The 23,262-nt window shown below is 60.1% G+C and carries 23 protein-coding genes and 1 pseudogene; 5 read left to right on the top strand and 19 right to left on the bottom strand.

The window, feature by feature from the left end:
• Positions 1-58 precede the first annotated feature (58 nt).
• The gene (locus tag FIV39_RS14465; protein ID WP_047531040.1) at positions 59-943 is read left to right on the top strand and encodes a DMT family transporter; all 885 of its coding nucleotides are present in this window, start codon (positions 59-61) and stop codon (positions 941-943) included.
• Here FIV39_RS14465 and FIV39_RS33460 read toward each other — a convergent pair.
• From FIV39_RS33460 to FIV39_RS14430, 10 genes and pseudogenes are all read right to left on the bottom strand, one after another.
• Positions 933-1,307: a hypothetical protein gene (locus FIV39_RS33460; protein WP_230962044.1), complete on the bottom strand. Its 375-nt coding sequence runs from the start codon at positions 1,305-1,307 to the stop codon at positions 933-935. The genes FIV39_RS14465 and FIV39_RS33460 overlap by 11 nt on opposite strands.
• On the bottom strand, positions 1,292-1,759 hold the full coding sequence (locus FIV39_RS33455) for a hypothetical protein (RefSeq protein WP_224788052.1): 468 nt from the start codon (positions 1,757-1,759) through the stop codon (positions 1,292-1,294). Before FIV39_RS33455 ends, FIV39_RS33460 begins: the two co-directional genes overlap by 16 nt.
• Before the next feature lie 370 nt (positions 1,760-2,129).
• On the bottom strand, positions 2,130-3,167 hold the full coding sequence (locus FIV39_RS14455) for an amidohydrolase family protein (RefSeq protein WP_047531042.1): 1,038 nt from the start codon (positions 3,165-3,167) through the stop codon (positions 2,130-2,132).
• 210 nt (positions 3,168-3,377) lie between these two features.
• Complete coding sequence (locus FIV39_RS14450; RefSeq protein ID WP_047531045.1) at positions 3,378-4,739, bottom strand: DUF1329 domain-containing protein; 1,362 nt, start codon at positions 4,737-4,739, stop codon at positions 3,378-3,380.
• A gap of 27 nt (positions 4,740-4,766) precedes the next feature.
• Entirely contained in the window at positions 4,767-6,434 is a 1,668-nt protein-coding gene (locus FIV39_RS14445) for a DUF1302 domain-containing protein (protein WP_047531047.1), read from the bottom strand.
• A gap of 64 nt (positions 6,435-6,498) precedes the next feature.
• Positions 6,499-6,774, bottom strand: coding sequence for an aldehyde dehydrogenase family protein (locus FIV39_RS33450; RefSeq protein ID WP_261384974.1), 276 nt, complete (start codon positions 6,772-6,774; stop codon positions 6,499-6,501).
• On the bottom strand, positions 6,752-7,990 hold the full coding sequence (locus tag FIV39_RS14440) for an aldehyde dehydrogenase family protein (RefSeq protein WP_261384973.1): 1,239 nt from the start codon (positions 7,988-7,990) through the stop codon (positions 6,752-6,754). Before FIV39_RS14440 ends, FIV39_RS33450 begins: the two co-directional genes overlap by 23 nt.
• Positions 7,987-9,618: pseudogene (locus FIV39_RS34110) on the bottom strand (GMC family oxidoreductase). The gene FIV39_RS14440 and the pseudogene FIV39_RS34110 overlap by 4 nt, the downstream one beginning before the upstream one ends.
• 52 nt (positions 9,619-9,670) lie before the next feature.
• Positions 9,671-9,937 carry a ferredoxin gene (locus FIV39_RS33015; protein WP_224788048.1) on the bottom strand — a complete coding sequence of 89 codons (267 nt, stop codon included), beginning with the start codon at positions 9,935-9,937 and terminating at the stop codon, positions 9,671-9,673.
• The gene (locus tag FIV39_RS14430) at positions 9,876-10,589 is read right to left on the bottom strand and encodes a cytochrome P450 family protein (protein WP_060765607.1); all 714 of its coding nucleotides are present in this window, start codon (positions 10,587-10,589) and stop codon (positions 9,876-9,878) included. The genes FIV39_RS33015 and FIV39_RS14430 overlap by 62 nt, the downstream gene beginning before the upstream one ends.
• A 239-nt stretch (positions 10,590-10,828) precedes the next feature.
• Between FIV39_RS14430 and FIV39_RS33435 the strand changes: the two genes are divergently transcribed.
• Positions 10,829-11,080: a TetR/AcrR family transcriptional regulator gene (locus FIV39_RS33435; RefSeq protein ID WP_224788047.1), complete on the top strand. Its 252-nt coding sequence runs from the start codon at positions 10,829-10,831 to the stop codon at positions 11,078-11,080.
• Positions 11,081-11,116: 36 nt separating this feature from the next.
• Complete coding sequence (locus FIV39_RS33430; RefSeq protein ID WP_311775936.1) at positions 11,117-11,452, top strand: TetR-like C-terminal domain-containing protein; 336 nt, start codon at positions 11,117-11,119, stop codon at positions 11,450-11,452.
• Positions 11,453-11,457: 5 nt separating this feature from the next.
• On the opposite strand, the gene FIV39_RS14420 is transcribed toward FIV39_RS33430, so the two are convergent.
• A complete protein-coding gene (locus FIV39_RS14420) occupies positions 11,458-12,369 on the bottom strand; it encodes a LysR family transcriptional regulator (protein ID WP_047531052.1) in 912 nt (303 codons plus the stop codon).
• Positions 12,370-12,511: 142 nt separating this feature from the next.
• On the opposite strand from FIV39_RS14420, the gene FIV39_RS14415 reads away from it, so the two are divergent.
• Positions 12,512-13,417: a helix-turn-helix domain-containing protein gene (locus FIV39_RS14415; RefSeq protein WP_060765608.1), complete on the top strand. Its 906-nt coding sequence runs from the start codon at positions 12,512-12,514 to the stop codon at positions 13,415-13,417.
• Between the two features lie 60 nt (positions 13,418-13,477).
• Here FIV39_RS14415 and FIV39_RS14410 read toward each other — a convergent pair whose 3' ends face one another.
• From FIV39_RS14410 to FIV39_RS14375, 8 genes are all read right to left on the bottom strand, one after another.
• Positions 13,478-14,404 (bottom strand): quinone oxidoreductase family protein, encoded by a 927-nt coding sequence (locus FIV39_RS14410; RefSeq protein WP_047531056.1) that lies wholly within the window; start codon positions 14,402-14,404, stop codon positions 13,478-13,480.
• 94 nt (positions 14,405-14,498) lie between these two features.
• A complete protein-coding gene (locus FIV39_RS14405) occupies positions 14,499-15,746 on the bottom strand; it encodes an MFS transporter (protein ID WP_047531059.1) in 1,248 nt (415 codons plus the stop codon).
• 11 nt (positions 15,747-15,757) lie between these two features.
• Positions 15,758-16,579: an SDR family NAD(P)-dependent oxidoreductase gene (locus tag FIV39_RS14400; protein ID WP_047531060.1), complete on the bottom strand. Its 822-nt coding sequence runs from the start codon at positions 16,577-16,579 to the stop codon at positions 15,758-15,760.
• 59 nt (positions 16,580-16,638) lie between these two features.
• Complete coding sequence (locus FIV39_RS14395) at positions 16,639-18,003, bottom strand: phosphotransferase family protein (RefSeq protein WP_047531062.1); 1,365 nt, start codon at positions 18,001-18,003, stop codon at positions 16,639-16,641.
• A gap of 38 nt (positions 18,004-18,041) precedes the next feature.
• Positions 18,042-18,491, bottom strand: coding sequence for a nuclear transport factor 2 family protein (locus tag FIV39_RS14390; protein WP_047531064.1), 450 nt, complete (start codon positions 18,489-18,491; stop codon positions 18,042-18,044).
• 33 nt (positions 18,492-18,524) lie between these two features.
• The gene (locus tag FIV39_RS14385; RefSeq protein ID WP_081089279.1) at positions 18,525-19,343 is read right to left on the bottom strand and encodes an SDR family NAD(P)-dependent oxidoreductase; all 819 of its coding nucleotides are present in this window, start codon (positions 19,341-19,343) and stop codon (positions 18,525-18,527) included.
• A 64-nt stretch (positions 19,344-19,407) separates the two neighbouring features.
• Positions 19,408-20,760 carry a DUF1329 domain-containing protein gene (locus FIV39_RS14380; protein WP_146371538.1) on the bottom strand — a complete coding sequence of 451 codons (1,353 nt, stop codon included), beginning with the start codon at positions 20,758-20,760 and terminating at the stop codon, positions 19,408-19,410.
• A 65-nt stretch (positions 20,761-20,825) separates the two neighbouring features.
• On the bottom strand, positions 20,826-22,496 hold the full coding sequence (locus FIV39_RS14375) for a DUF1302 domain-containing protein (protein ID WP_032904486.1): 1,671 nt from the start codon (positions 22,494-22,496) through the stop codon (positions 20,826-20,828).
• Positions 22,497-22,727: 231 nt separating this feature from the next.
• On the opposite strand from FIV39_RS14375, the gene FIV39_RS14370 reads away from it, so the two are divergent.
• Entirely contained in the window at positions 22,728-23,177 is a 450-nt protein-coding gene (locus tag FIV39_RS14370) for a hypothetical protein (protein ID WP_076961360.1), read from the top strand.
• Positions 23,178-23,262 lie beyond the last annotated feature (85 nt).

Raw genomic sequence — 23,262 nt, 5'->3', positions numbered from 1 at the left:
GTGAACGCGGCAGCAGTCCTGGTGCGCTCTGCGCGCCCTCAACGTTGGCGCGTCCTCGATGAATCTGCTGATACCTGTCCTCGCCACACTGATCTGGGCTGCCAGTACGGTGGTCAATCGCCTGTCGGTCGGGGTGATCGACCCGGCAGCCATTTCCTTCTATCGCTGGCTGATCGCGTTGCTGGTGTTATCGCCGGTGTTGTTGCCCAGGGTCTGGCGCTTGCGTCGGCAGATTCGGCCGCACCTGCCAAAGCTCGGGGTGCTGGGGCTGCTCGGCATGTCGCTGTACCAATCGTTAGCCTACTTCGCAGCGCACACGATCAGTGCCACCTCCATGGGCCTGATTCTGGCGACCATGCCGCTGCTGACCGTGCTCCTGGCCTTTCCGGTGCTCAATACGCGACCGACCGCGACACTGCTGGTCGGCGCGCTGATTTCATTTGCCGGACTGATCTGGTTGCTGACCGCCGGCGACTTGTCTTCGCTGTGGCAGCATGGCGTTGGCCAAGGCGAACTGCTGATGTTGCTGGCGTCGCTGTCGTACGCGCTGTACTGCGTGCTGGTGAAGCGCTGGCAGATTCCCCTGCCGACCTGGGAAAGCCTTTATGTACAGATAGCCTGCGGCACCTTGCTGCTGGTGCCGCCCTTTTTACTGGCACCGTCGATTGCCCTGACCGCCAGGAACATTCCGCTGGTGCTGTTCGCCGGCCTGTTCGCCTCGGCGTTGGCCCCCGGTTTGTGGATGCGCGGCCTGCAGACCCTTGGCGGAGAGAAAACCGCGGTTTTGATGAACCTAGTGCCGTTGTTTACCGCGGTATTGGCGATTGTGCTGCTTGGGGAAACCTTGCACCTGTACCACGCCGTGGGTGGCGGATTGATTTTGCTGGGGATTGGATTGGCACAGTGGAAACCCGCGCGGGTGCTGGCTCGGATCACGACCTGAGCGACACGCGCTGGCCTTGCTCATCCTCCAACAGGTGCTGATAGGCTGGCGTCAACGGCCGGGCGCCCTGCCCCAGGGTCGACGTGCGGCGCTGCTTGCGCCCGTGGGTGAGCAAACGCACGGTATCGAAATCTTCGGCGGCGGCAAAAAACCGCTCCACCATCGGTAACCCGGTCTGTCCCCAGTCATCCATGTTCGACATCCAGGTCTGCATGCCCCAGACCGGCCAACGCCGCAACTGCTCCCAGGCGGCGTCCTGGCCCAGCACGCCTTCGGCACCGAGGCTGGTCAGTTTATCCCGGTACACCTCTAACAGGCGCCATGCATCGGCGCGACGCTCCGCCACGGTCAGCGCACCCAGCATGAAGTACGTAACGTCGCGCCATGGCCGGCCGTATCGGGCGAGTTGCCAATCCATCCAGACCCACTGGCCGTCGCTGCGTAAAAAGCTGTTGCCCTGATGGGAGTCCCATGGATCATACAGCCGGGTGACGTCTGCTCCAGTTCGAAGGCAGCCAGTTCGTCAAAGGCATGGCTGAACAACTCCGGTTTCTCGTACATCCATGTCGGCAACAGTTGCTGGTATTCCGGTTTGCGCAGATTGACCTTGATGTAGTTGTACATGCGCAGCAGGCCGTCGCTGTCCACCGGGTTGTCCATCGACTGTGGCAGCCAGCTTTGCCTCTGCAATTGCCGACTGTTCCAGGTTGCCGCGTGCAGCGTCACAAGTGACTCCAGCCCCCGGGCGACCCCGTCCATACCGAGGCGATCGGTGCTGTGACCGAAATGCCCGACGGCCAGGCCGAGGTCTTCCATCACCACCACACCACGAGCACCGCCATCGGCGTCCCAGTCGGTGAAATAGAGGGCTGGCAGCGCCGCGTCGGGCCATAAAAGCGCGCTTCCAGCTCACAGATATCGCCGCTCTCGAAACCCTCGGATCAGTTCGACTTCAGGCACACATGCGGCGGAATGCCCGCACGCTGGCCGACCTCGTTCAACTCGAGTCTGGCGCGGAGCTTGGTGGTGTGGCCGTTACGGACCTCGACCACGGTCAACGCCAAGACCTCGATGCCTGGGTAGCGCGGCTGTAATAACTGCGTGAGCCACGTCGCATTGACCTCGCCCAGTTGCCGAGGCAGGCGCCCGCTACACTGCGGGTATGGCCGCCCCAGCGGGCTAGCCGTCACGGCGTCAGCACCCGACCAGCGTTGGCCGGCACCTTCAGCTTGAGCAGTTCGATCGCGTTACCGCTGCGAATCCGCTCGCGGTCTTCAGCGGACAAGCCGATGCCTTCGGTCAGATCGCCATGGTCATACGCACCACCAAAGTTGGTGCCGTACAACAGACGCTCCGCGCCGACCACCTCGGCGACACCGCGGCGCAAGCCGGGCGCATGAACGTCAAGGTCGAAGTAAAAGTTCTGCAGGTAATCCATCAACGGTCGCTGGTTGCGCGAGTCCGGTGCCATGGCCCGGTTCAGTTCGCTCAGGCGTCCCAACTGGAATACCGCCATGCCACCGGCGTGGGTGATGTAGGTTTTCAACGTCGGGAAAACATCCAGTGCGCCGCCGCAGATCAGGTACCAGAAGAACAGCGTTTCATCGACGCAGTCACCGACGATGGAGGTGGTTTCGAACTTGTCGTCGGTGTGTTTTTCGCCCCAGTAAATCGACTGGTTGAAGCCATGCACCATGATCGGTACATCCAGCTGGGTGAGTTTTTCCCAGACGGGGAACAGGCGTTCGTCGTGAGCCTCCAGACCATTGAAGTTGGCCCCGCCGACGCACACACCCTTGGCGCCCAACTGAGTCACCGCGCGTTCAATTTCCTTCGCAGCGTTTTGCGGGTCCGCAAGGTTGGCGTGGCACCAGAAATCGAAGTGGTCGGGATCAGCCCGGCAAAATGCCGACAACTCGTCGTTGCAAATGCGCGCGTATTCATTGGCGAAATCACCCGCCCAATACATAAAACAGTGAGACGGCGTGGACATCACCAGTTTGTCGACACCCCGCTCGGCCATTAGCTTGCGACGGCTGGCGTGGCTCATACGCGCGAGGATATTGGCCTGCGCTTCGGCATCCGTCGCGGCTTTGGCCGGTTGCTTGGTGCCGAGGGAAAAATGCCCCACGGTCAGCCCCTGCACTTTCATGAATGGCCCCCAGAACTCGTGGCGGTTCAGCATGCCCTCAGTCAGCAAGTGGGCGTGGACATCAATCAGCATGGCGTTCTCCTTGTTGTAATTAGCCAGCAGACCGAACGACCCGCTCGCAGGGCATTCGGATCAATTTAAGGGATAACTGCGCCTCCAATAATATAAACACATTTCTAATATGTGTTCATTTAAATATGAGTCGCAGGGCTACCTTTTTATAAAATCCGCACAAAAAAAAGTGGCCCTCTCAGGCCGCAAATGCGTGTCCACTCGATGAAATCAGCGTTGGGTCTCCTGGGAAACAATCGACTCAGGTTTCATGTCGCGCTCCGATAGCGGCGCATCGTGCACCCGATACCCGCCCTTGAGGCCATCGTTGAGCAATGACCACATGCCTTTGTTGAAGTCATAACTGACGTTTTTCACCGTGTACGGCAGGTTTTTGTCGTACAGCTGCACGCCGCTCTGGAACAGCGCGCGATACAGCACCCCGCCCTGGTCCCAGGCGTCATAAAGGCCGGCACCAAAGGTGTCTTCGTCGAGGTAGTAGGTGCGCTTGCTGTAGACGTGGCGTTTGCCCGGTTTCAGAGTCGCTTCCACCACCCACACCCGGTGCAGTTCCCAGCGCTCGCAAGCCGGGTTGGCATGATGCGGCTTGAACTGTTCTTCCTGGCCGCAACTGAAGTAGAACTTGTAGGCGTTGTACGGAATGTACATCTCCTTGCGGCCCACCAGTTTGTAGTCGAAACGGTCCTGGCTACCGGAGAACATCTGCAATTCGTCGAACAGGTTCACACCGCCCTGGTTGGGCACCGGCGTGTCGTAGGCGAACTCCGGCGCCAACTTGATGCGGCGCATCCCTGGGGTGTAGCTCCAGGCACGCCGTGGCTGGCTTTGCGGGTCGAGGTAGTCGGCGAGGATGATCAGTTGCCCGGCGCTGCGAGCCGGGTAACTGTCCAGTGCCCAGGCGCGGTAGTACAACTGCGGATCGCGATCGGCCTGTTGAGTCTGGTAGTACGGCGCCTCTTCCATGGTCGCGGACTCGGCGGTCTTGGTCACCGAACCCTGGGAATCTACTACCCAACTGTTGGACGATGCCGTGGTGGTGTAACCCGTGCCCTTGTAGCGCAGTTGCTGATTCCAGATGACTTCATTGCCGTTTTGCGGCAGCGGGAACGGCAGCCCTCCTCGGCACGCCGGATCGACCGCGAGGTTGTCCTTGGTCGTGCGGCAGTTGCTGGCGTTGCGCTGCGAGGCATCGAGCAACGCTTGCGGGTACGCCGCGGTGCGGTGGGTCGGGTAAATATCCAGGTAGTAGCCGGGAAATTTACTCAGCAGCATTTTTTGCCCGCCGCTCAAGCGGTCGGCGTACTGCTCCATGTTTTTCGAGTTGATCCGCAGCAGCGGTTTTTCATCCTTGAAGGGGTCGGCCCAGAAGCCGCTGTCGGGCTTGAAGCCAGGCGGACTCTGCGTCAGGCCACCCGTGTACGGAGGAATGCTGCCATCGGCATTGCCCGCGATAATCGCACCGAATGGCGTCAGGGTTTTACCGATTTGTGCAACCTGGTCGGCCGGTGCCGCAGCCAGGCTGGCGGTGGCAATGCTCAACAGCGCCACCGCCCATGGAAATTGTCCTTTCATAAACAGGTACTCCGCTTCTTGGCTTTTTTAGATGGAGGTTTTGAAGGTAAAGGCCAGCCAGCCACGGTCGGTTCCGCCTACGGCGCCGTTACCCCCGACGGTGTCCCCGGGAATGTGCTTCGATTGGGCGTCGGTGTCGGAGTAACGCAAGCCAAATTCGTAACGCTGGGCATACGTCAGCTGCACGCCGGCAGACCAGGTCAACGCGCCTTCGTTACCACCGCCGGCGCTGGCGGCGTTGCCCGACAGGCCATAATTGACGGTCAGCGGCACGGTCATGTCCCAAGATGGAAATACCGACAGGTATTGCGGTGTGTAATTGACCGCGATGGCCGCGTAATCTCGGGTCGAACAGCCGTCGCGTTTGTCCCCTGAACCGGGCGTGCCGACTCGTGGATCGACACAGTTGCTGCTGTTCTCACCCAGGTAAAGTTCTTCGTGCTCGGTTACTTTGCGCAGGTGGCTGTAGGCGAACTCGCCGATCAGCGTGGCGTTGTTGGCGATAAAGTTACGCGGCACGCCATACACGGCGTTGGCGACGAAGTGGAACGTATCGCCACGCGGCCCTTCGTTGTCAGAAGGATCGACGCCGACCGCATTCAACGCACCGCCCTTGCGATACGAAATCTCGCTTCCGATCGACACCGTGTCGAGCACAGTCGACAAACTCAAGCCGACCAGTTTGACGCTGCGTGGGTACACCAGACGGTAGCTGCCGGTAGCGGCCGAGACTTCTGGCGCCAGCCAGGGTTGGTAGTCATCGAACTGGCGGTAATACGCGCCCAACGTCGATTGAATTGCTTCAACGTCGTACTTGGCCATCAGACCCCAGTTGGCGGAGTCGCGACCGTATTTCGATTTCTCCCGGTTAAAGGAAAAACCCGGGGCTACCGGCAAGCGGTCCGGGCCTTCGAAAAACGGGTCCGCCGCGCCGAAGTAGGTGCCGCCGTACGGGATACGGGTGTAATCCCATTCGTAGAAATACTGCGCGGCCAGGGTCAGGTTGTCGGTGGCCTGGGCCTTGACGGAAATCTGCCCGATGGGCAAGAACACTTCCTTGGTTTCGATACCGGGACTGGTCACCGCCTTGGCCCCATCAAGTGGTGCTTGCGAATAGGAAATCGCATGGGCGCCGAATAGCAATCCCTCGCCCCAGTAATTGGTATGGCGGCCGATCTTGACGTTCACCGAAGCATCGCCCAGGCGCAGGTTCTTCCAGACAAAGGCATCGAGAATTTCCCCCGACGGCCCTTCGACGTAGCGCTTCACTTCAGAGCTGTAGTGATCGTTGTCGTAGCTGGTCTGGAAGCCGGCAACATGACTGCGCACATCGTTATCGTGGTACGCCTGGTCATACCAGCCGGCAGCGCTGAGCCGCGCTCCCCAGTCCTTGCGGTAGGCAAAATCGAGTTCGGTGAGCAAGTCGATGCGGTTGGTGACGATGTCGCCCTTGTCGAACTTGCCGTCGGATTCATCGTAGTTGGGGTTGTTCATGATGCGCCGGTCCTGGTCCTCCATGCGCATCCCCAGGTTGTAGCGCAGGGTGTTGTCCCAACGCAGGTGAAAGTCCGGGTTGGACAGTTCGATCGGCGCCGCCAGCACCGCACCACCGTAACCCAACGCCATTTCCCCGACCGCCAGCAGTACCATCGCCCGCTGGGCTCGCATGCGCCCCTGTTTACTCATCTTTTTCATGCAAACCACCTTTTGTTTTTATTGTCAGTCGTTTTGGCTGCACCCCGGCCGCAGGGCGTCATGGCTAGCGCCCGATGGGGTAAATGATGGATTTTTCCTGGGTGAACTCTTTAAGCCAGTTCGGCCCGAATTCGCGACCCAGGCCTGAACGTTTGAAGCCGCCAATCGGCGCATAAGGCAGGCTGCCGCTGCCGCCATTGATGTACACGCTGCCCGCACGAACGCGTCTGGCCAGGGCGTAGGCGGTGGCGGCATCGGCCGAGGCCACGGCAGCGTTGAGGCCAAAGCGCGAATCATTGGCGATGGCCACGGCTCCGTCATCGCTGTCGAAACCGATCACCCCCCCCCACCGGCCCGAAGATTTCCTCTTGGGCAATCAGCATGTCGTTGCGCACGTCATCGAACAGGGTGATGTCGCTGAAAAAGCCCTGGCTCAGGTACGCAGGCCGCCCCCCACCACACACCAGCGTGGCCCCGGCGTCGCGGCCGCTGGCGATGAAATGCTCGACCTTGGCGCGCTGGGACTCGCGGATCAGCGGGCCCATCATCACGCTGGGGTCCGCCGGATCACCGACCTTCCACTGCCCGGAAATGGCTTTGGCGCATTGCACGAATTGCTCACGTACCGAGTGATGCACCACGAAGCGCGTAAGCAACGCACAGCCCTGCCCCGCGTTGACCGCCAGCCCGGCGACGGCCCCCAAGACGGTGGCCTGAATGTCGGCATCGGCGCGCACGATCAATGCCGATTTGCCACCCAGTTCCAGATGCACGCGCTTCAGGGTCGGCGCCGCTTGACTCATGATGCTCATGCCCACCGTTTCCGAACCGGTGAACGAGACCATGTCCACCCGCGGGTCGCTGCTCAGCAGGCTGCCCACTTCAATACCGCCGGTGACAATGTTGAGTACGCCCTTGGGCAGGCCGATTTCTTCAGCGATCTGACCGAACAACAGCGCCGAGTACGGGGTAAATGGCGAAGGCTTGAGCACCAGGGTGTTGCCGGCCAGCAAGGCTGGAAACACCTTGGCCAGATTGAGCAGAAACGAAAAGTTGTAGCCGGTGATACCGGCCACCACCCCAATCGCCTCACGCTCCACCGTGCCGCTGCCGAGGATCATCGGCCCGGTCGGGTTGAAGGGATTGGGATTGGCCTGCACCGGAATCTGCAGGCTGTCACTGTCCAGAGACTGCTCGATCGCGGTCAGCACATGGCCCAGCGGCATGTCCACCTGCATGGCGTAAGTCACGCCTTGCGAGCAACCGACTTCAGCAATGATCAGCGCGGCAAGCTGCTCCCTTTTGGCCACCAAAGCGGCGTGCATCCGCCGCATGTACCCGACTCGTTCGGCCATGCTCAACCACGGCCAAGGGCCGTTATCAAAGGCGTTGCGAGCAGCGGCAATGGCCGCGTCGGCGCTGTGCAGATCACCGCTCGGTGCATGACCGATGACCGCTTCGGTGGCCGGGTTGAGCACCGCTTCGCGCGGACCGTTGACACCCACCCACGCACCATCGATGTACAGCTTGTCCAGCTGGGTAAAGGGAACTCTCATGGTGTTGGATCTCCTGAGACTTTGCCGGTGATAATTTCTGCAGCGCGCATGGCAATGGCAATGGCCATGGCCATGGCTGAGGCATTGGTGTTGCCAGAAACCAGGCACGGCATCACCGAGGTGTCGACCACACGCAGCCCCTCGACGCCACGCACTCGCAGTTCGGGGTCGAGCACCGACGCGCTGTCGGCACCCATGCGACAGGTCCCCGAAACGTGATAGGCGGTCTGGCCGAAGCGGCGGAACGCGGCAAGAATTTGCGCGTCGCTTTCTACCTTCGGCCCCGGTGTCAGCTCGCCGACAATGAATGGCTTGAGCACCGGCTGTGCAGCCAGACGGCGGAACCAGCGAAACAAGGCAATCGCGGAGGTACGATCGATCTCGGCGCTCAAGTAATTGGCGTTGATCCGGGGTGGAACCGTGGCGTCCGCCGATTGAATGCGCACCTCACCCTGGCTCTGCGGACGCAGGAAATAGCCACCGATGGTCAGGCCGGGCTGCTTGTCGATTTCGACTTTGTTGCCGTCGCCGTCCATGGAATAGAGGCTGACGCCGATTTGCGCGTCCGGAAGATCCAGCTCCGGGCGCGTCTTGAAGAAACCACCGGCCTCGTGGGCGGCATGGGTCATCGGTCCCTTCTTGCGCAAAAAGTATTGGGCCACTGCACCGAGTAACCCAATCCCATGGAAGCAGTGATTGAAGCTGCCACGGGTGACCCGGTACTACATGGCCATGTACACGTGCTCACGCAGGTTGCGCCCGACCTCGGGGGCGTCGTGCAGCACACTGATACCCAGCGAGTTCAACAATGCGGCCGGGCCGATGCCAGACAGTTGCAAGAGCTTCGGCGATTCAATGGCACCGGCGCACAACAACACCTCGCGCCGCACGTCGAAGCGTCCCTTGCCGGCATTGTTGTTGACCAGCACGGCACAGGCACGGTGATTGCTGAACTCGATGCGTTGCACATCCGTGCTGGTCATAACAGTCAAGTTCGGGCGTGTACGCACCGGGTCGAGAAAGGCTTTAGCTGCGCTGAATCGCTGGCCTTTCCAAGTGGTTTGCGGCTGATAGCCAAAGCCACCCTGGGTGACCGAGTCGATATGATTAGTGTCTTCAGTACGCGCCACACCCAGCTCACCGGCCGCGTTGATGACGGCATCGCACAGGGCGTGGCCCGACGGGTGCACGGTGACTTTGAGCGGGCCACCGACTCCGCGCCATTGGCTCTTGCCCAACTGGTGGTCTTCGAGGACGACAAACTGCCGGCCCATGTCTTTCCAGCCCCAGCCCGCGCAGCCTTGCGCTTCCCAATGGTCATAGTCGGCTGGCGCTCCGCGCACATAGACCATTCCGTTGACCGAACTGGAGCCGCCGATTGTTTTGCCCTTGAGCCATTGCTCGTCGGTCATACCCTCGCCGCGTGCGGCCTTGTAGCTCCACACATGCGGATTGCCAGGGCAGAGCAGTTTGCCAATGCCACGGGGCATGGCAATCAACGGGCTGGTGTGATCCGGTCCGCTCTCGATCAGCAGCACCGAAACGGTCGAGTCGGCAGACAAGCGATTGGCCAGGATGCAGCCGGATGACCCCGCACCGATAATGATGTAGTCGTAGGTTTTGCTCATTGTGGTTCTTCTTTCGCTGGTTGCTGTAAGCCTTCCATCTCCAGGGCGGTACTCACCGGTGTTCGTCGGATGTATCGCGAACCTCGATGACCCGTTCCGGGCAGGCACGGGCACCGCGTTTTGCCAGCCCCTCTTGCCCAATCGGCACACTGAAGCCGCTGCTGGCGATGTAGCCGTTGTCATCGAGTGGATAGAGCGCGGGCGCGACGTTGTTGCAGCGGGCATGACCTACGCAGTCGGAGTTGATGCCGAGCATTTCATCGTCCGTCAGCGGCCGACCGTCGATCTGACTGTTCAGCAGATAGCTGGTAGAAGTCATCACCGGGATCGGCACGACGCTCGGCGATGTGGTTGCGGATCCAGGCGGTGATCGCCCCCGCGTTGTCGGTCACCGTTTGCAGGTCGACGCTTTTGATCAGCGTCTGCGTCCAGTGCTGGAACAATGGCCGGTCTTCCAGCGGCCAGCCCATCAGGGTCAAGAAGATCAACGTGGGAAACGGTTTGGCGAACGCTTCGTTGAAATCGCAACGACCGTCGGCTTGCACCTCGTCAATCAGCTGGTTGGCCAACTGGCGAATGTTCTGCTCCAGCGCGTCAACCTTTTTCGGTGTGAACAGCGGGTTGAGCAATGCGCGATATTTGGCGTGTTCAGGTGGATCGATTTCCAGTGGCGCCAGGCGCCAGCTTTCCCCGAGCAACATCGCGTAGGGTGTCAAGCCGACACTGCTGAAGGTCTGAGGGTCTTGCAAAATGCGCCGCAGGTCCTCGGCACGCCGAGGTACCCAAGTGCCGGGTAAAAAGCCCAGACGTGGAATCCAGAAAATCGGTGGGGTCGTCTGGTGCAGTTCGGCGGCCCAGGTGTAAGCATTTTCACCCTGGGCGGTGAGCTCTGCCCATAGATCGAAATCGCGGACAAGGTGCTTGGGAATGTGCGCAGGAACAGGTGCAGGCGTTTCAGGAGCGTTATTCATTATTGTTCTCCAGGTCTCTATCGGACTGGAGAAACGGTAAGGCCGCAGGAACAAAGCCACAACGAACAGAAGCGCAAATCTGTACGGCACAAACGGAATTAATTAACACTTTCACTTAAAATGTTCTAAAACCAACCCTACTGGTGCAAAACATCCTCTGTCATTGTGTGCTGATCACCGCCGAGAAGCTCTTGTACCCGCCGTCATGAAACCAATAAAAAGCGCTGCCGAGGTTCAGAATGTCTCACCTTGCTTCCGTGCAAACAGCCGATAAAAATCACGCCAGTCAACGCCACGCCTTGCGTTCCCAACGCACCCGGGAATTGTTGCTGGACCACATGTATCGCCTGGCGCTGGAGAAGGGCTACGAGGGAATTACGGTCCAGCAAATACTGGACAGTACAGGGGTCGCGCGCTCCACCTTCTACGCGCACTTTCGCGACAAGGAGGACCTGATCGTCGCCGGGTACGAAGCCATTGGCGTTCCCTAGACCAAGGTCACCGAAGTCGATGGCGACCGCCGTGTCCTGCTGGATGTTTCGGCCTGGCTGTTCAGCGCCACCGAACGTCATGCGGCACTGACGACGGCGTTCTTCAGCGGCCCGGGACAGAACGTGATTCTCGCGCACCTGGAAAACATCTTGATCATCCAGGTCCGGGAACACTACCGGAAACAGGGTCTGTACCAAATCGATCAACTGCGTGGCGAGGCCGCCGTGCGCTGTTTCGTCGGTGCCTTGGTGGGGCTGTGGTTGTGGTGGGTGCGCCACGACTATCCGAACCCGGCGCGGGAAATGACCGAAACCTTCGACAGCTTGATGAACAACGGCACCTGGCCGCCTGACAACAGCGTGCGCCAGTAGCGGGATCAAGAGGCGCAGGCCATGATCAGAAACTGCCGGAATGCCTGGGCCGGCGCCGACAAACAGTTATCTGGCAGCCAGATCAGCCCCAGTTCCATAGGTGGAATCACGTCCACCAACGGGCGGATTTCAATCTTTTTGCCTTCCAGGGACCAGGCCCGGTAGAGCATGTCCGAGAGAATGGTCACACCGAAACCATGCCCCACCAGCCCGCGCAACGCCTCCATGGAAGAGGTGCGAAAAGCCACCTTGGGTGCCAGTCCGCGGGATTCCCAATAGCGCATGGTGGAGGTCTCCCCCTCATCGACCGTGGCCAGGATGTAGGCATGCTCGGCGACGTCTTCGAGATTGATCGATGTGGCAGACATCAATGGGTGCTGACTTGCCAGCCAGAGTTGGCGGCGCGAACGAATCAGCACATGGTGAGCAAAACCGTGCAAGTTAGGCGTGTTGGAGACAATCGCCAGGCCCAAGTCGAGGTCGCCATTGCTCAGGGCTGCTTCAATGCTCTGGCGGTCCATGTCGATCAGGTCGATCTCTACCTGAGGGTAGCTACGTTTGAAGCGTGCCAGCAGCGCTGGCAGAAAGTAGCCGAGCACCGTGTAGGAGGCACCCACACGCACGGTTCCTTGCATGGCGTGGCCGAGAAACAGCGGTTCACTGAGAGCGTCCTGCAGCGTGTCGAGAATGTGCCGCGCATGCTGGGAAAACTTGTTGCCTTCAGCGGTCAGCGCCACGCCATGGGGCAAGCGGTCGAACAAGCTGACGCCCATGGACTGTTCCAGATGCAACACCGCCGCAGTAATCGCCGACTGCGATACATGCGCCTTCAGCGCCGCCTGGGAAAACTGGCCGGCGTCGGCGGCGGCAACGAAATAGCGAAGTTGACGCATGGAAATATCTTTGCCTTTCGTCATCTGATTTTCTGATACCTGCCGCCTGAATATATGAAACAGCTCGGTCTACGGGCTGGTTACACTCGAGACCGGGTAGCTGCCCTGACGTATCGTTATCCTTCGAATTTCAGCGCCAATAATAAAAATGGCTGAAGGTTGAAAAATGAACGCGATCCACTACAGCGAGTACGACTGTGAAGCGTCAGGTAATTTCCTGACAGAAGCTTCATTGGCCAGGCAAGGCTTCGACATCCGGGTTGAACACGCGCAATGGTCCAACACTGGCACTGCCTTGATAGAAACCGGCGACAGTTGCCTGTTGCGCTTGATGCTACCTGCCAGCTCGCAGATCAAGCCTAACTGCGGCGGTTTTTCCAGCCACGGTGCGCCCCAATTCCAACCCCTGGGCAAGCTATTGTTCATTCCCCACGGCACCGAGTTCCACCTGCGTCACGATGCCGGAGAGCAAAAGGCCCTTGTGTGTCTATTCGACCCCTCCTCACTCGGCGTCCTGGGCAGCTATCGCTGGAACTGGCAGGACAACGTCAGCGCAGCCATGCTCAATCTGCAAAGCGGCTACTTGCACGCCTCGTTGCAACGGCTGGCCGAAGAAGTGGCCAACCCCGGCTTCGCCAGCGAACTGCACACCGAGTGCCTGCTCACCAGCATTGCCCTGGACCTGCGCCGCGAATTTATCGACGCGCCCGACGAAGCGAGCAGTGATTCACTCAACGCTGAAAAACTCAGCCCCCGGCAACTCAACATCCTGCGTGAACTGCTCGACAGCGCCAGTGACGAAGGCCGCTCTCTGGGTCATCTGGCGCGGGCCTGCGAGCTGCCGTTGCGGACCCTGTCCAGTCGCTGCAAAAACACCACCGGCATGACCTTGCGCCAGTACGCGGCGCAAACTCGCTTGCAAAAAGCCGTGGCGTTATTGGCTGACCCACGATTGCTGATCAAACAGGTGGCCTATCAGGCTGGCTTCAACAACGCCGCCGCTTTCAGTGCCGCATTCCGTAAAGAGCTCGGTGTCACACCCGAGGAATTTCGCCACCAGCGCCAGCGCTGACACTGAACCTGTGGCGAGGGAGCTTGCTCCCTCGCCACAGGTCGATCAGCGATACAGGCCTTAACGACGAATCGTGGCGGTAATTTTGGCGTGCGGCCCATTGACCTGCGCGGCCCAGGCTTGCGCCGCCTGATCGAGTGTGAAATCCAGGTAATCCACCTGAATCTGCTGCTCTTTGGCGATCTTCAGCAGACGCAGCCAGATCTGTTCACGGTCTGCGGGCGGACGCTGGCCAGTGCCGATGCACGACAAGTTGCGAAACAACAGATCGGCAATATCCAGATTGAGCTGACGACCGGCCCCCGTGCCAATGGTCATGATCCGGGCACCCCAATTGGTCGCTTTCAGGGACGTCAACATCGGTTGACCGCACACGAGATCGAGCACCACATCAAATCCACCATCGGCCGCGTCTTTGAGCGCAGCGACATCATCGCTGCCACCCAAGGTCACCACTTCATCGGCAAGACCTCGCGATTTCAACCGGCCCAGCGCTTCACCGGACCGCGCAGCACCGACCACCTTGCCCGCACCCAGACCGCGCGCCAGTTGCAGGGCGATCTGACCCAGAGTGCCGGTGGCGCCCAGGATCAGCACCTTCTCACCCTTCTGAATCGCGGCTTTTTCCAGGGGCACGATGGCGCCGGTCGCGGCGATGCCCATGCTGATCGCGGTTTTATCGTCCACGTCGTCTGGCACATTCCATACTTCGGCTTGCGGCACCAGGGTACGCTCTGCCCAGGCACCAAACGGCAACACCGAGCGCTCGCCGAAATACACCCGGCGGCCATCCGGCGCACGGCCAACGCCTTCGCCGCGAATGACACAGGGATATTCAACACCCAGACGGTAGGCGCCGAGTACATCCCAGCCCCCAAGGCCAGCGGTATCGACATCGATCAGCACCGAGCCGTCTTGCGGCTGCGGATCACGAAACTCGCCCACTACCGGCGGCGCATTGCGCTCGGAAATGATTGCTGCACGCATGGCATTCTCCTTGTTTGTTTTATTGTCAGGCTGCACTTGAAGTAATAATTGAACATTAATCTATTATTTGTCCATATTTACTTCGGCAGCCTACTCAATTGGCCGCCAACGGCTCGGACTGATATCGCGGATACCCACCCAACGTCAGGAGTAGCAAGGGGCCGACCACAAAGCAGATAAAACTGAACAGCAGCATGGCCGAGTAGCCACCGGTGAGCTTGAACAGCCCGGCGAACAGTAACGGCGAGATCGCCGCACCTGCGGTAATCAAGCCCAGGTGCGCGCCGAACAAACGGCCGTAGTCGCGCATGCCGAAGTAACGGGCAATGAGGAAGGCAGCGATATCGAACTCGGCGCCGGCACCCACGCCTACCAACAACGTGGCGAGGGTGTACATCGCAATACTGGAATCCCCATAGGCAAAAATGCCGCAGGCAAATGCCGGCATCAGCAGCGCCACAGAGGCAACACCGGGCGCCCACAACCGGTCAATCAGGTAACCCACCAGCAGCCTGCCAAGAATCAGCGACACGCCGAAGCTGGCGAAAATCTGGCTGGCCTGAAGGGCGCTCAGTCCACGGTCCTGCAGCAACGGCACGATGTTGGTGACCATGCCCACCACACACGACACCACCAACGTCATCGACAGGTTGCACACCCAGAACCGCCATGAGCGCAGCGCCTCGCGCAGTAGCAGCCCACCGGTTTGTTCACTGGCGGCGGGGCGTTGCGCCGAGTGGGCGCTGACATCGGCAGTCGGCAACAACCAGCGTAAGGCCAACGGCAACGCCAGCAGTACCGGCAACACGCCCAGCGCGAGGAATCCCGCCTGCCAATTCCACCGGCTGATCGTCCAGGCGGTGATCAACGGCAGCATGATGGCCGCCAGTCCGGAGCCACTGAGGATGATCGCCAGCGCCAGACCACGGTTGTCCTCGAACCACAAGTTCACCAGGTGCGACCAGGTCACCTGCAACGTACCCAGCCCGGCTAGCGGCACCAGGAAAAAGCCAAGGTAGAGGGTCCAGATCGAGCCATTGATACAGGTCAGGGTGAAGACACTCAGGGACAACGCCAGCAGCGACAGCAACGTGACCCGGCGCAAGCCGTAGCGCAAGTTGAGCCAGCCGGCCAATTGCGACGCGACGATGGTGCCCAGCGACAATGCGGTGATTGCCGCCTGCAACTCCGCCCTGCCCCATCCCATGGCCTGTTCCAGCGGAATCACCATGGAGCTGAAGCTGTACAGCAGCAACGAGCTGGAACTGGTGGCGACGCCGACCAGCGCCAGAATCAATACTCGCCAACCGAGCTTGAATTCTGCGTTATCAAAGCCTTTCATGGTGTGTGACCTCAGTCGTTGCCGATAAACACAGCCGCTTCCGCGCTCTTGCTCAGCACATGAGCACGGCGTGCCGGGCCAGGTGCATTCGCGACTTGGGCAAGGGTGTCTTCGGGGTGAATCAGCGTTGGGCCATTACTCAGTTGCTCAAGCGCCAGAAGCGCCAGGTCTTCAGCCTTGGGCAAGGTCATGGTCAGGGCGTCGGCAATGTTCAGTTTGACCATGGCATCGCGCATGGTGGGTGTGTCGACGGTGCCGATGAGCAGGTTGAGCACATCGACGCCAAGGTCTTTCCACTCCGCCCATAACGATTCGCCGAGGTTCAGGGCAAAGCCCTTGGTTGCGGTGTACATCGCCAGTTTGCGAATTCCCCCCAAGGCTGCCTGGGAACCGACCAACAGCAAGCCGCCCTGCCCGCGCTCCAGCATCGCAGCGCCAAAGGCGTGGCTGCATTGCATCACGGTCAAGCAATTGAGGCGCAGCAAGGCGCCCCAGTCCTCGGCCGAGGTATCGAGAAAGCGTGTGATGTAAGGATCGCCACCCGCGTTGTAGATAAAAAGACCAACTTGCCGATCACCGACAGCTGCGAGCAAACGCTCACAGGCATCGGGTTGAGAAAGGTCCTGGATCACCACCAGCACTTCGATGGCGTAACGTTGCTCCAATTCGCCTTTCAATTGCGCCAGGGTGCCGCCACGGCGCGCCACCAGCACGCAGTTGAGGCCACGCTCGGCGAGGGTACGGGCAAACGCCGCGCCCACTCCATGGGAGCCACCGGCAATCACCGCCCACGGACCATAGCGATGCAGGAAGGCATCATCAGAAACAGACATAAGCACTCCGAAAACGAAGGCCCGGCGACCAGCCACCGGGCGAGAAAGGTTTCACCCTGTCAGGCGACGGGTGGCAGGTCGATGTGGCTGGCGGAGGCGCCAATGGCGGTGCTGCCGTAGACCAGAACACGTCGTTCGATTTGCGCCATGAACAGGCGCAGCAAGGGTTCGTCGTATTCGGGCCCGGCGCTTTTGACCAAGGCTTCCAGCGCTGCATCAATCTCGCTGTAGTCACTGAAAGTGCGGTCGAGCAGGACTTGCGCCTCCTGTTGTTCCAGCTCGCGCAAACGCAATTCCATGGCATCGCCACGGCCCAGGTACTCAACCAATTTGCTCACTGCGCGCAGGTTGGTTTTCTGGAAGTCACTGCCGACTTCCACCTGCGCCAGGGCATCGCCGAGCATGGTCAGCAACTGCGCATTCGGGCCGCTGCTGACAATCTCCAGTGTTGGCGTTTGCAGCGGCACACCCATGGCTTCGGCCAGCGCATGCACCACTACCCGGCGCAACGCGATATCAAACTCGGTGTAGATGTCGTGCGGGTCGCCTGGTTGTGGCGTGGCCACCGATGCCGAGAATTGCATCGTGCTGACGGTGGCGAACAGTGCGGTGTGGTAACGTACGACATCAGGGTCCGCCGGCTCGCCGGTCACTTGCTGATAGTAGCGATACAGGTCCGCGAAACTGTCTCCGAGCGGCTCGTAATTGTCGCGCATCCGCGCCGAAGCCAGGTCAGCCAACGGATCACCAATCATGGCGAATTCAAAATCGTAGAGACCCTGCACCTGTCCGTTCTCGAACAGGTACTGCCCCGAGTCGTACTGAACGAAAGCAGGCTGGGTACGGTGCTGTGGCACATTGCGGCGCAACCAGCCGAGGGCGAATTCGGCCAGAGGCTGAGGCCTGGTTTTATTGCGCGCATACAGCGGGTAATAGGCTTCCAAACCTGCGAGGGTAATGTCCTCGGCACTGATCGGCAGATGAATGCCCTGCGCAATGAAGGGTTGCAACGGCAGTTGGTGCATGCGCGCCATGGCGTCGACCCATTGGCGTGCGACGGCATGGCGTTCGGCATTGCTGTTCGCCGTGCTGACGTCACGACTACCCGGCACCAACTCCATGACGATCGCTTGCGGGTCTTCGCAGAAGCCGTAGATACGCGGCACCGGCACGCCTTGCTGACCAAGCAAGGTGAGAATATCCGCCTCCCGGCGCAGCTCCGGGAATGGACTGACATCACCGCCGCGCTCGCCACGGATATGCAGTTGAAGGGTTTCGCCATCGCGTTGCAGTTCAAGGTTCCACGCCGGGCGCCAGCGCAGCAGGCGTTGCATGGCCGTGATGTTCCCGCCCAGCAGCCCTTCGACAAAGGTGCGCAGCTTTTCTTCGACTGGATCAACAGTCGCATTTATTGTTGTTGGCATACGGGGTCTTCCTCAGGCGCTGATGTCCAGCGCCGCTCTCAATGGGTGCTGGTGCTACCAGCGTTCGGCCCGCCTACCTGCTCCAGCGGCACGCCCTTTTTCTTCGCTAGGTCGGCGGTGTCCAGGTACTCGCGCCAGGCACAGATCAGTCCGTGTTCGTCCAGCTCATACACCGCCACCATCGAGTGCGGCATGGGGACGCCGTTGTTGACGCAGTAATCGTCGCGTTCGGTCATCACCACGCGCTCCGAAGAGACGATGTGGCGCGTGGTGCAACGGTTATGCGTGACATAACTCATCTGTCGCTCTATCTCCCGGCGTAACGCGTCGCGCCCCCGGATCACAGGACCACCGGGCACCCACAGTTGCCAGATGGCGTCGTCGGCGAAGGTGGCCATAATGCGTTCGATATCGGGGCGGCTGCCGTCGCGGCCATCGCCCCAGGCGGCCAGCATGTCGAGGATGAAGCGTTCCTGTTCGAGTGCCATAAAACGGGCTCCAGTGCAGTGAATGGATCGGGATCAGACCGAGGCCTGGGGCAACAGGAAATTGCGCACCACCGGCACCATCGGCGTGCCGCAACTCATGCCGCCGTCCACGCGCATCAGCGTGCCGTTGACGTAGGCGGCGTCGTCGCTGGCGAGGAAAGCGGCCATGGCGGCGATGTCTTCCGGCTCGCCCAGTTGCGGTACGTTTTGCAGGTCGAGAAAGGCCGACTTCATCGCCTCGTTGGCCCAACTTTCCATGGCTGGCGTGCGAATCACTCCCGGCAGGATGCCGTTGCAACGAATGCCGCGTTTGCCAAAGGTGGCGGCAATGCTTTGCACGTACCAGTTGAGCGCGGCCTTGGAGGCGCCGTAGCTGAACTGAGAAATTTCGCCGGCAATCGAGCTGGTGGACGAGGTGAACAGAATCGAACCGCTGCCCTGGGCGAGCATGTGCGGCAAGGCGTATTTGCACGCCAGCACGCCGCCCAACACGTTGACCCGCATGCAGTTGTGGAACAGCTCGGTGTTGAAGTTGATGAAGTCGATATCGCGGGTTGTGGCCGGGTTTCTGTACACGGCGTTATTGAACAATACGTCGATACGACCGAAGGTCTCGACGGTCTGCTCGACCATCTGCCGCAAGGCGTCTTCCTCACCAACATCCACTTGCATGGCCATTGCCTTGGCACCTATTTCAGCTGCCACGGCCTGCGCCGATTCGGCGAAAAGGTCGGTGACCACTACCGTGGCGCCCTCCCGGGCAAAACGCAGTGCCGAGGCGCGGCCGATGCCACTGCCGGCGCCGGTGATCACGCAGACCTTGCCGTCTAAACGTTGCACAATCTCGCTCATAAAAGGGTCTCGGGACGGATAAAAAAATCGGCGCCCGTGACGAGCGCCGAAAAGGAGCATGAGGTCAGCGGGTCTGGCCACCGGCGATGGTCTGCGGATTGGCTTCACGCTCGGCGACCGGTTCCTGGCGGTAGCGCGTCGGGCCGTTGCCGAACATGCCGTACTGGTCACGGGTGAAGTCGTACAACGAGTAGGAATCCTGTTGCGGGTTATTGGGAATGCCATAGGCCTCGATGTTGTATTGCGAGCCGGTACGGAACAGTGCGCCGCTGTCGTCCCAGGCGTCGTAGACCGCAGCACCAAAGGTGTCCTCGTCGATGTAGTAGCGACGTTTTTTCTGCGCGTGGCGGACGCCGTCCTTGCGGGTCGCTTCCACCACCCAGACACGGTGCAGCTCCCAGCGTTCACAGGCGGGGTTGATGTGTTTGGGCATGAGTTTCTTGTCCATGTCGCAACCCCACTTCAGCGTGTAGTTGCTGTAGGGAATGAACATTTCCTTCTTGCCCACCAGCTTCCAGTCGAAACGGTCCATCTTTCCGGAGAACAGGAAGATTTCGTCGTAGAACGCGACCCCGCCGAACGCCGAGCTGGGGGTGTCGTAGTTGAATTCCGGAGCCTTGCGCACGCGGCGCTGGCCGGTGCTGTAGCTCCAGGCATATCGAGAGTCAGCGACCGGGTCGAGGTAATCCCAATACCCGGATGCCTGCCCGGCCGTACGGGCCGGCGCAACGATGCGCGACCATATACGTTGGGCGATTTTCGGATCACGCCCGGGAACGTCCATCTGGTAGAAGGGTTTTTCGCCGGTGGACCGGTTGGTATTGGTCAACGTCGCATGACCCTCATTGACGACATAGGCACTGTGGTTCCAGTCCCAGCCATTCACACCCTGGTAGTTCAGGATGTAGTTCCACATCAGTTCCCGGCCATCTCGCGGCAGTGGGAACGGCAGACCGCCCCGGCAGCCTTCGCTGATCGACAGACCGTCGTTCTCGGTCTTGCAGTCCTTGCGGCCAGCATTGCGCTGGGTGGCAGCAAGAAAATTCGCCGGAAAGGTTGCTGTCCGGTGGGTGGGGTACACCTCAAGGTAATAGGTGTCGGGGTTCTGCTTGAGCAATTGCAGTTGTCCGGCTGCCAGTTGGTCGGCGTACTGATCGGCGTTGGCTGCGGTAATGCGCAAGCGTGGCTTTTCATCGGCAAACGGGTTGGGCCAGTTGCCGTCGCCTGGGACCAGCCCGGCCGGGACTTTTAAACCACCGTCGTAGGCCGGAATGGTGCCAGCGGCATTGCCCGCGACAATCGCCCCGAACGGCGTGAGTCTGCCGCCCAGATCGGCTGCGGTAGAGGTGTCATCAGCGACTGTCGCCCCCGTCAGAGCAATGGCCACCAGGCCTATCGCATAAGAATTGACCGTCATTACGTTCTCCATTCAGATGGGTGATCGCCGAGTCCGGTGATCACTGCAGTGCAGTTCAGGGCGGTTCAGAACGCGGTACTGACCGTCAGCGAGACCCAATTGCGGTCGGTCAGGCCAACGTCGCCGGTTCCCCCGACGACTGTTTTGCCGACACCGGCAATATCGCCATATTTGCGTTCGCTGCCGTACCCGATGTACGACAGGGTCACGTCAGTACGCTCGTCGTAGGTGCCCTTGACCCCGGCTTTCCAGGTGTATTTGCCTTCGTTGCCCCCGCCCGTTGCGGCATTGCCGCTGACGCCGTAATCCACGCTCATCGGGGTGGAAATGTTCCAGCCGGGGAACACCCCCAGCCATTGCGGTGCAAAGCTCACGGCCAGGCCGACATAATTTTTGGTGGCGCAGCCGTAGTGCTTGTCCTGCCCCTCCGGGCAGCCGCCATAGCCCTCGCCTTTGAACAGTTCCTCGTGCTTGGTCACCCGTTGCACATGACTGAACGCCATTTCGGTGATCAGGCTGCCGGTGTCGAAGTAATCAGTGCGCGGCAGCAACCACAGGCCGTTGACCACCATGTGCCAGGTGTCACCGCGAGCGCCCTGGTTGTCGGCAGTGCTGATGTTGCTGGAGACCAACGAGGTGTTCTGGCGATACGACAGGTCTACGCCAAGGGAGCCGCCACCCAGCACCGGACCTGCGGAGTAACCCAGGCCATAGAGCTTGACGTTCTCGGCGTACACGTAACGGGCGAAAGTCGGTGCCACTTGCAGGCCCCACGGGTTGTAGTCATCGAATTCGCGATAGAACGCGCTGACCTCCGAATGCAGGAAGTCGAAGCTATAGGTGCCCATCACGCCCCAGTTGCCCCTGTCCTTGGGTTTGACCGGGTCAATCAACGGCCGCGAAACACCGCTGAACAACGGCAAACGGTCCGGCCCTTCCAGGGCGACGTCGGCGGAAGCCAGATAGGTACCGCCTTCAGGTGCGCGCGTGGTGTCCCATTCGAAGAAGTATTGCGCTGCCAGCGACAACTTGTCGGTGACCTGAGCCTGGGTTGAAATCTGCGTCAACGGCAGGAAGATTTCACGGGTCTCGGTTCCTGGGTTGCTTACCGCTTTGCGCCCATCCAACGGTGCTTGCGAGTAGGACACCGCATGCCCGGCAATCAGCAGGCCGTTGCCCCAGTACACGGTATGCCGGCCGGCACGCACGCTGACCGGAATCTCGCCGAGATCGAAGCGGGTAAACGCAAAGGCGTCCAGTAACTCGCCGCTAGGGCCACGGTGATAGCGCTTGGTGAAGCTGGAGTATTTACCGTTGTTGTAGCTCGGCGTGCTCGTACCGGGAAACGCACCGGGGTAGTAGACATTGCCGGGGCTGGTTTCGACGTCGGTGTTTTCGTAAGCCTGGTCGTACCAGCCCGCGCCGCTGATGCGAAAACCGTTGTACTGCTTGTACGCGACCTCCATTTCGCTCATCACATCGACCCGATTGGTCACCACATCGCCCCGATCAAACTTGGCGTCGGACTCGTCGTAGCTGGCGTTATTGGCCAACGCGGAGTCGCGCCCCTCGGCCCGTATGCCCAGGTTGTAACGCACGGTGTTGTCCCAGCGCGCGGTCCAGTCCGGATTGCCGGTATCAAACTCGGCGGCCTGCACAGCGCCAACAGTCAAGGCACACCCGGTCACGCTGAACCAGACAGCCAGGCTTAACGGCTTTAGCTTTGCGTCGATCATCAACACTCCCATTACTTTTTTATTGTTGTTGGCAGCCGAAGCGTTGGGCCGTCTGGACCGCGCCAATGAGCGCTGATCCGTGGGCTTTCGGTATGGACTGAAGTAGACGGGACGGGGAGGTTTGAGACAACGATTGGGAGTATTGCTGAAATGCATTTTGGTATTGGTCAAATACTCCCGACCTATACTCAAAGGCCCTGGATTGTGCTTTTTTGAGTACAGGAGGTGACCATGAAATCGGGAACCCAGACAGCGGCACTCCTAGCCGCTGCGATAATCGTCGGCTGTACGAATTCATCAAGCCAGACAGTGACTGTTCCCTTGAACGCTACACCACGCAACGGCGGTCAGATCGCCAATACAACGCTGGCCGTTCAGGGCAATGAGACAGCGTTTTCCTTTGTCGTCAGTGGAGTTCCAAGCGGCACTCTTCGGCCCTTGAATCTCTACACGTTTATCAACAAAGGCAGCTGCGAGCGGCCCGGGTCTGTCGCCTATGCAATGAATGACCGGATCAATACCAATCGCATTTCTGCAACGCGCGGCTGGACCTATTCACGAAGTGCGCCAGTGGCGCTGTCAGAGCTGCTTTCTGGTGGATATTACTTAGTGGTAAGGACCACACCGGCCGATGGCAACGTGGATATTTTCTGTGGGGATATCAAGCCAGAAACAAGGTGAAAATGACACCAGACCGGTAACCGGCTTTATCTACAACAGCGTGAAGAACAGTGTGCATACCGGTATTTGAATAACCGATACCGCC

The sequence above is a fragment of the Pseudomonas grimontii genome (assembly GCF_007858185.1).
Taxonomy (GTDB): Bacteria; Pseudomonadota; Gammaproteobacteria; order Pseudomonadales; family Pseudomonadaceae; genus Aquipseudomonas; species Aquipseudomonas grimontii.
Note: the sequence above shows the minus strand (reverse complement) of the source record. Positions and strands in the feature narration are given on the sequence as shown.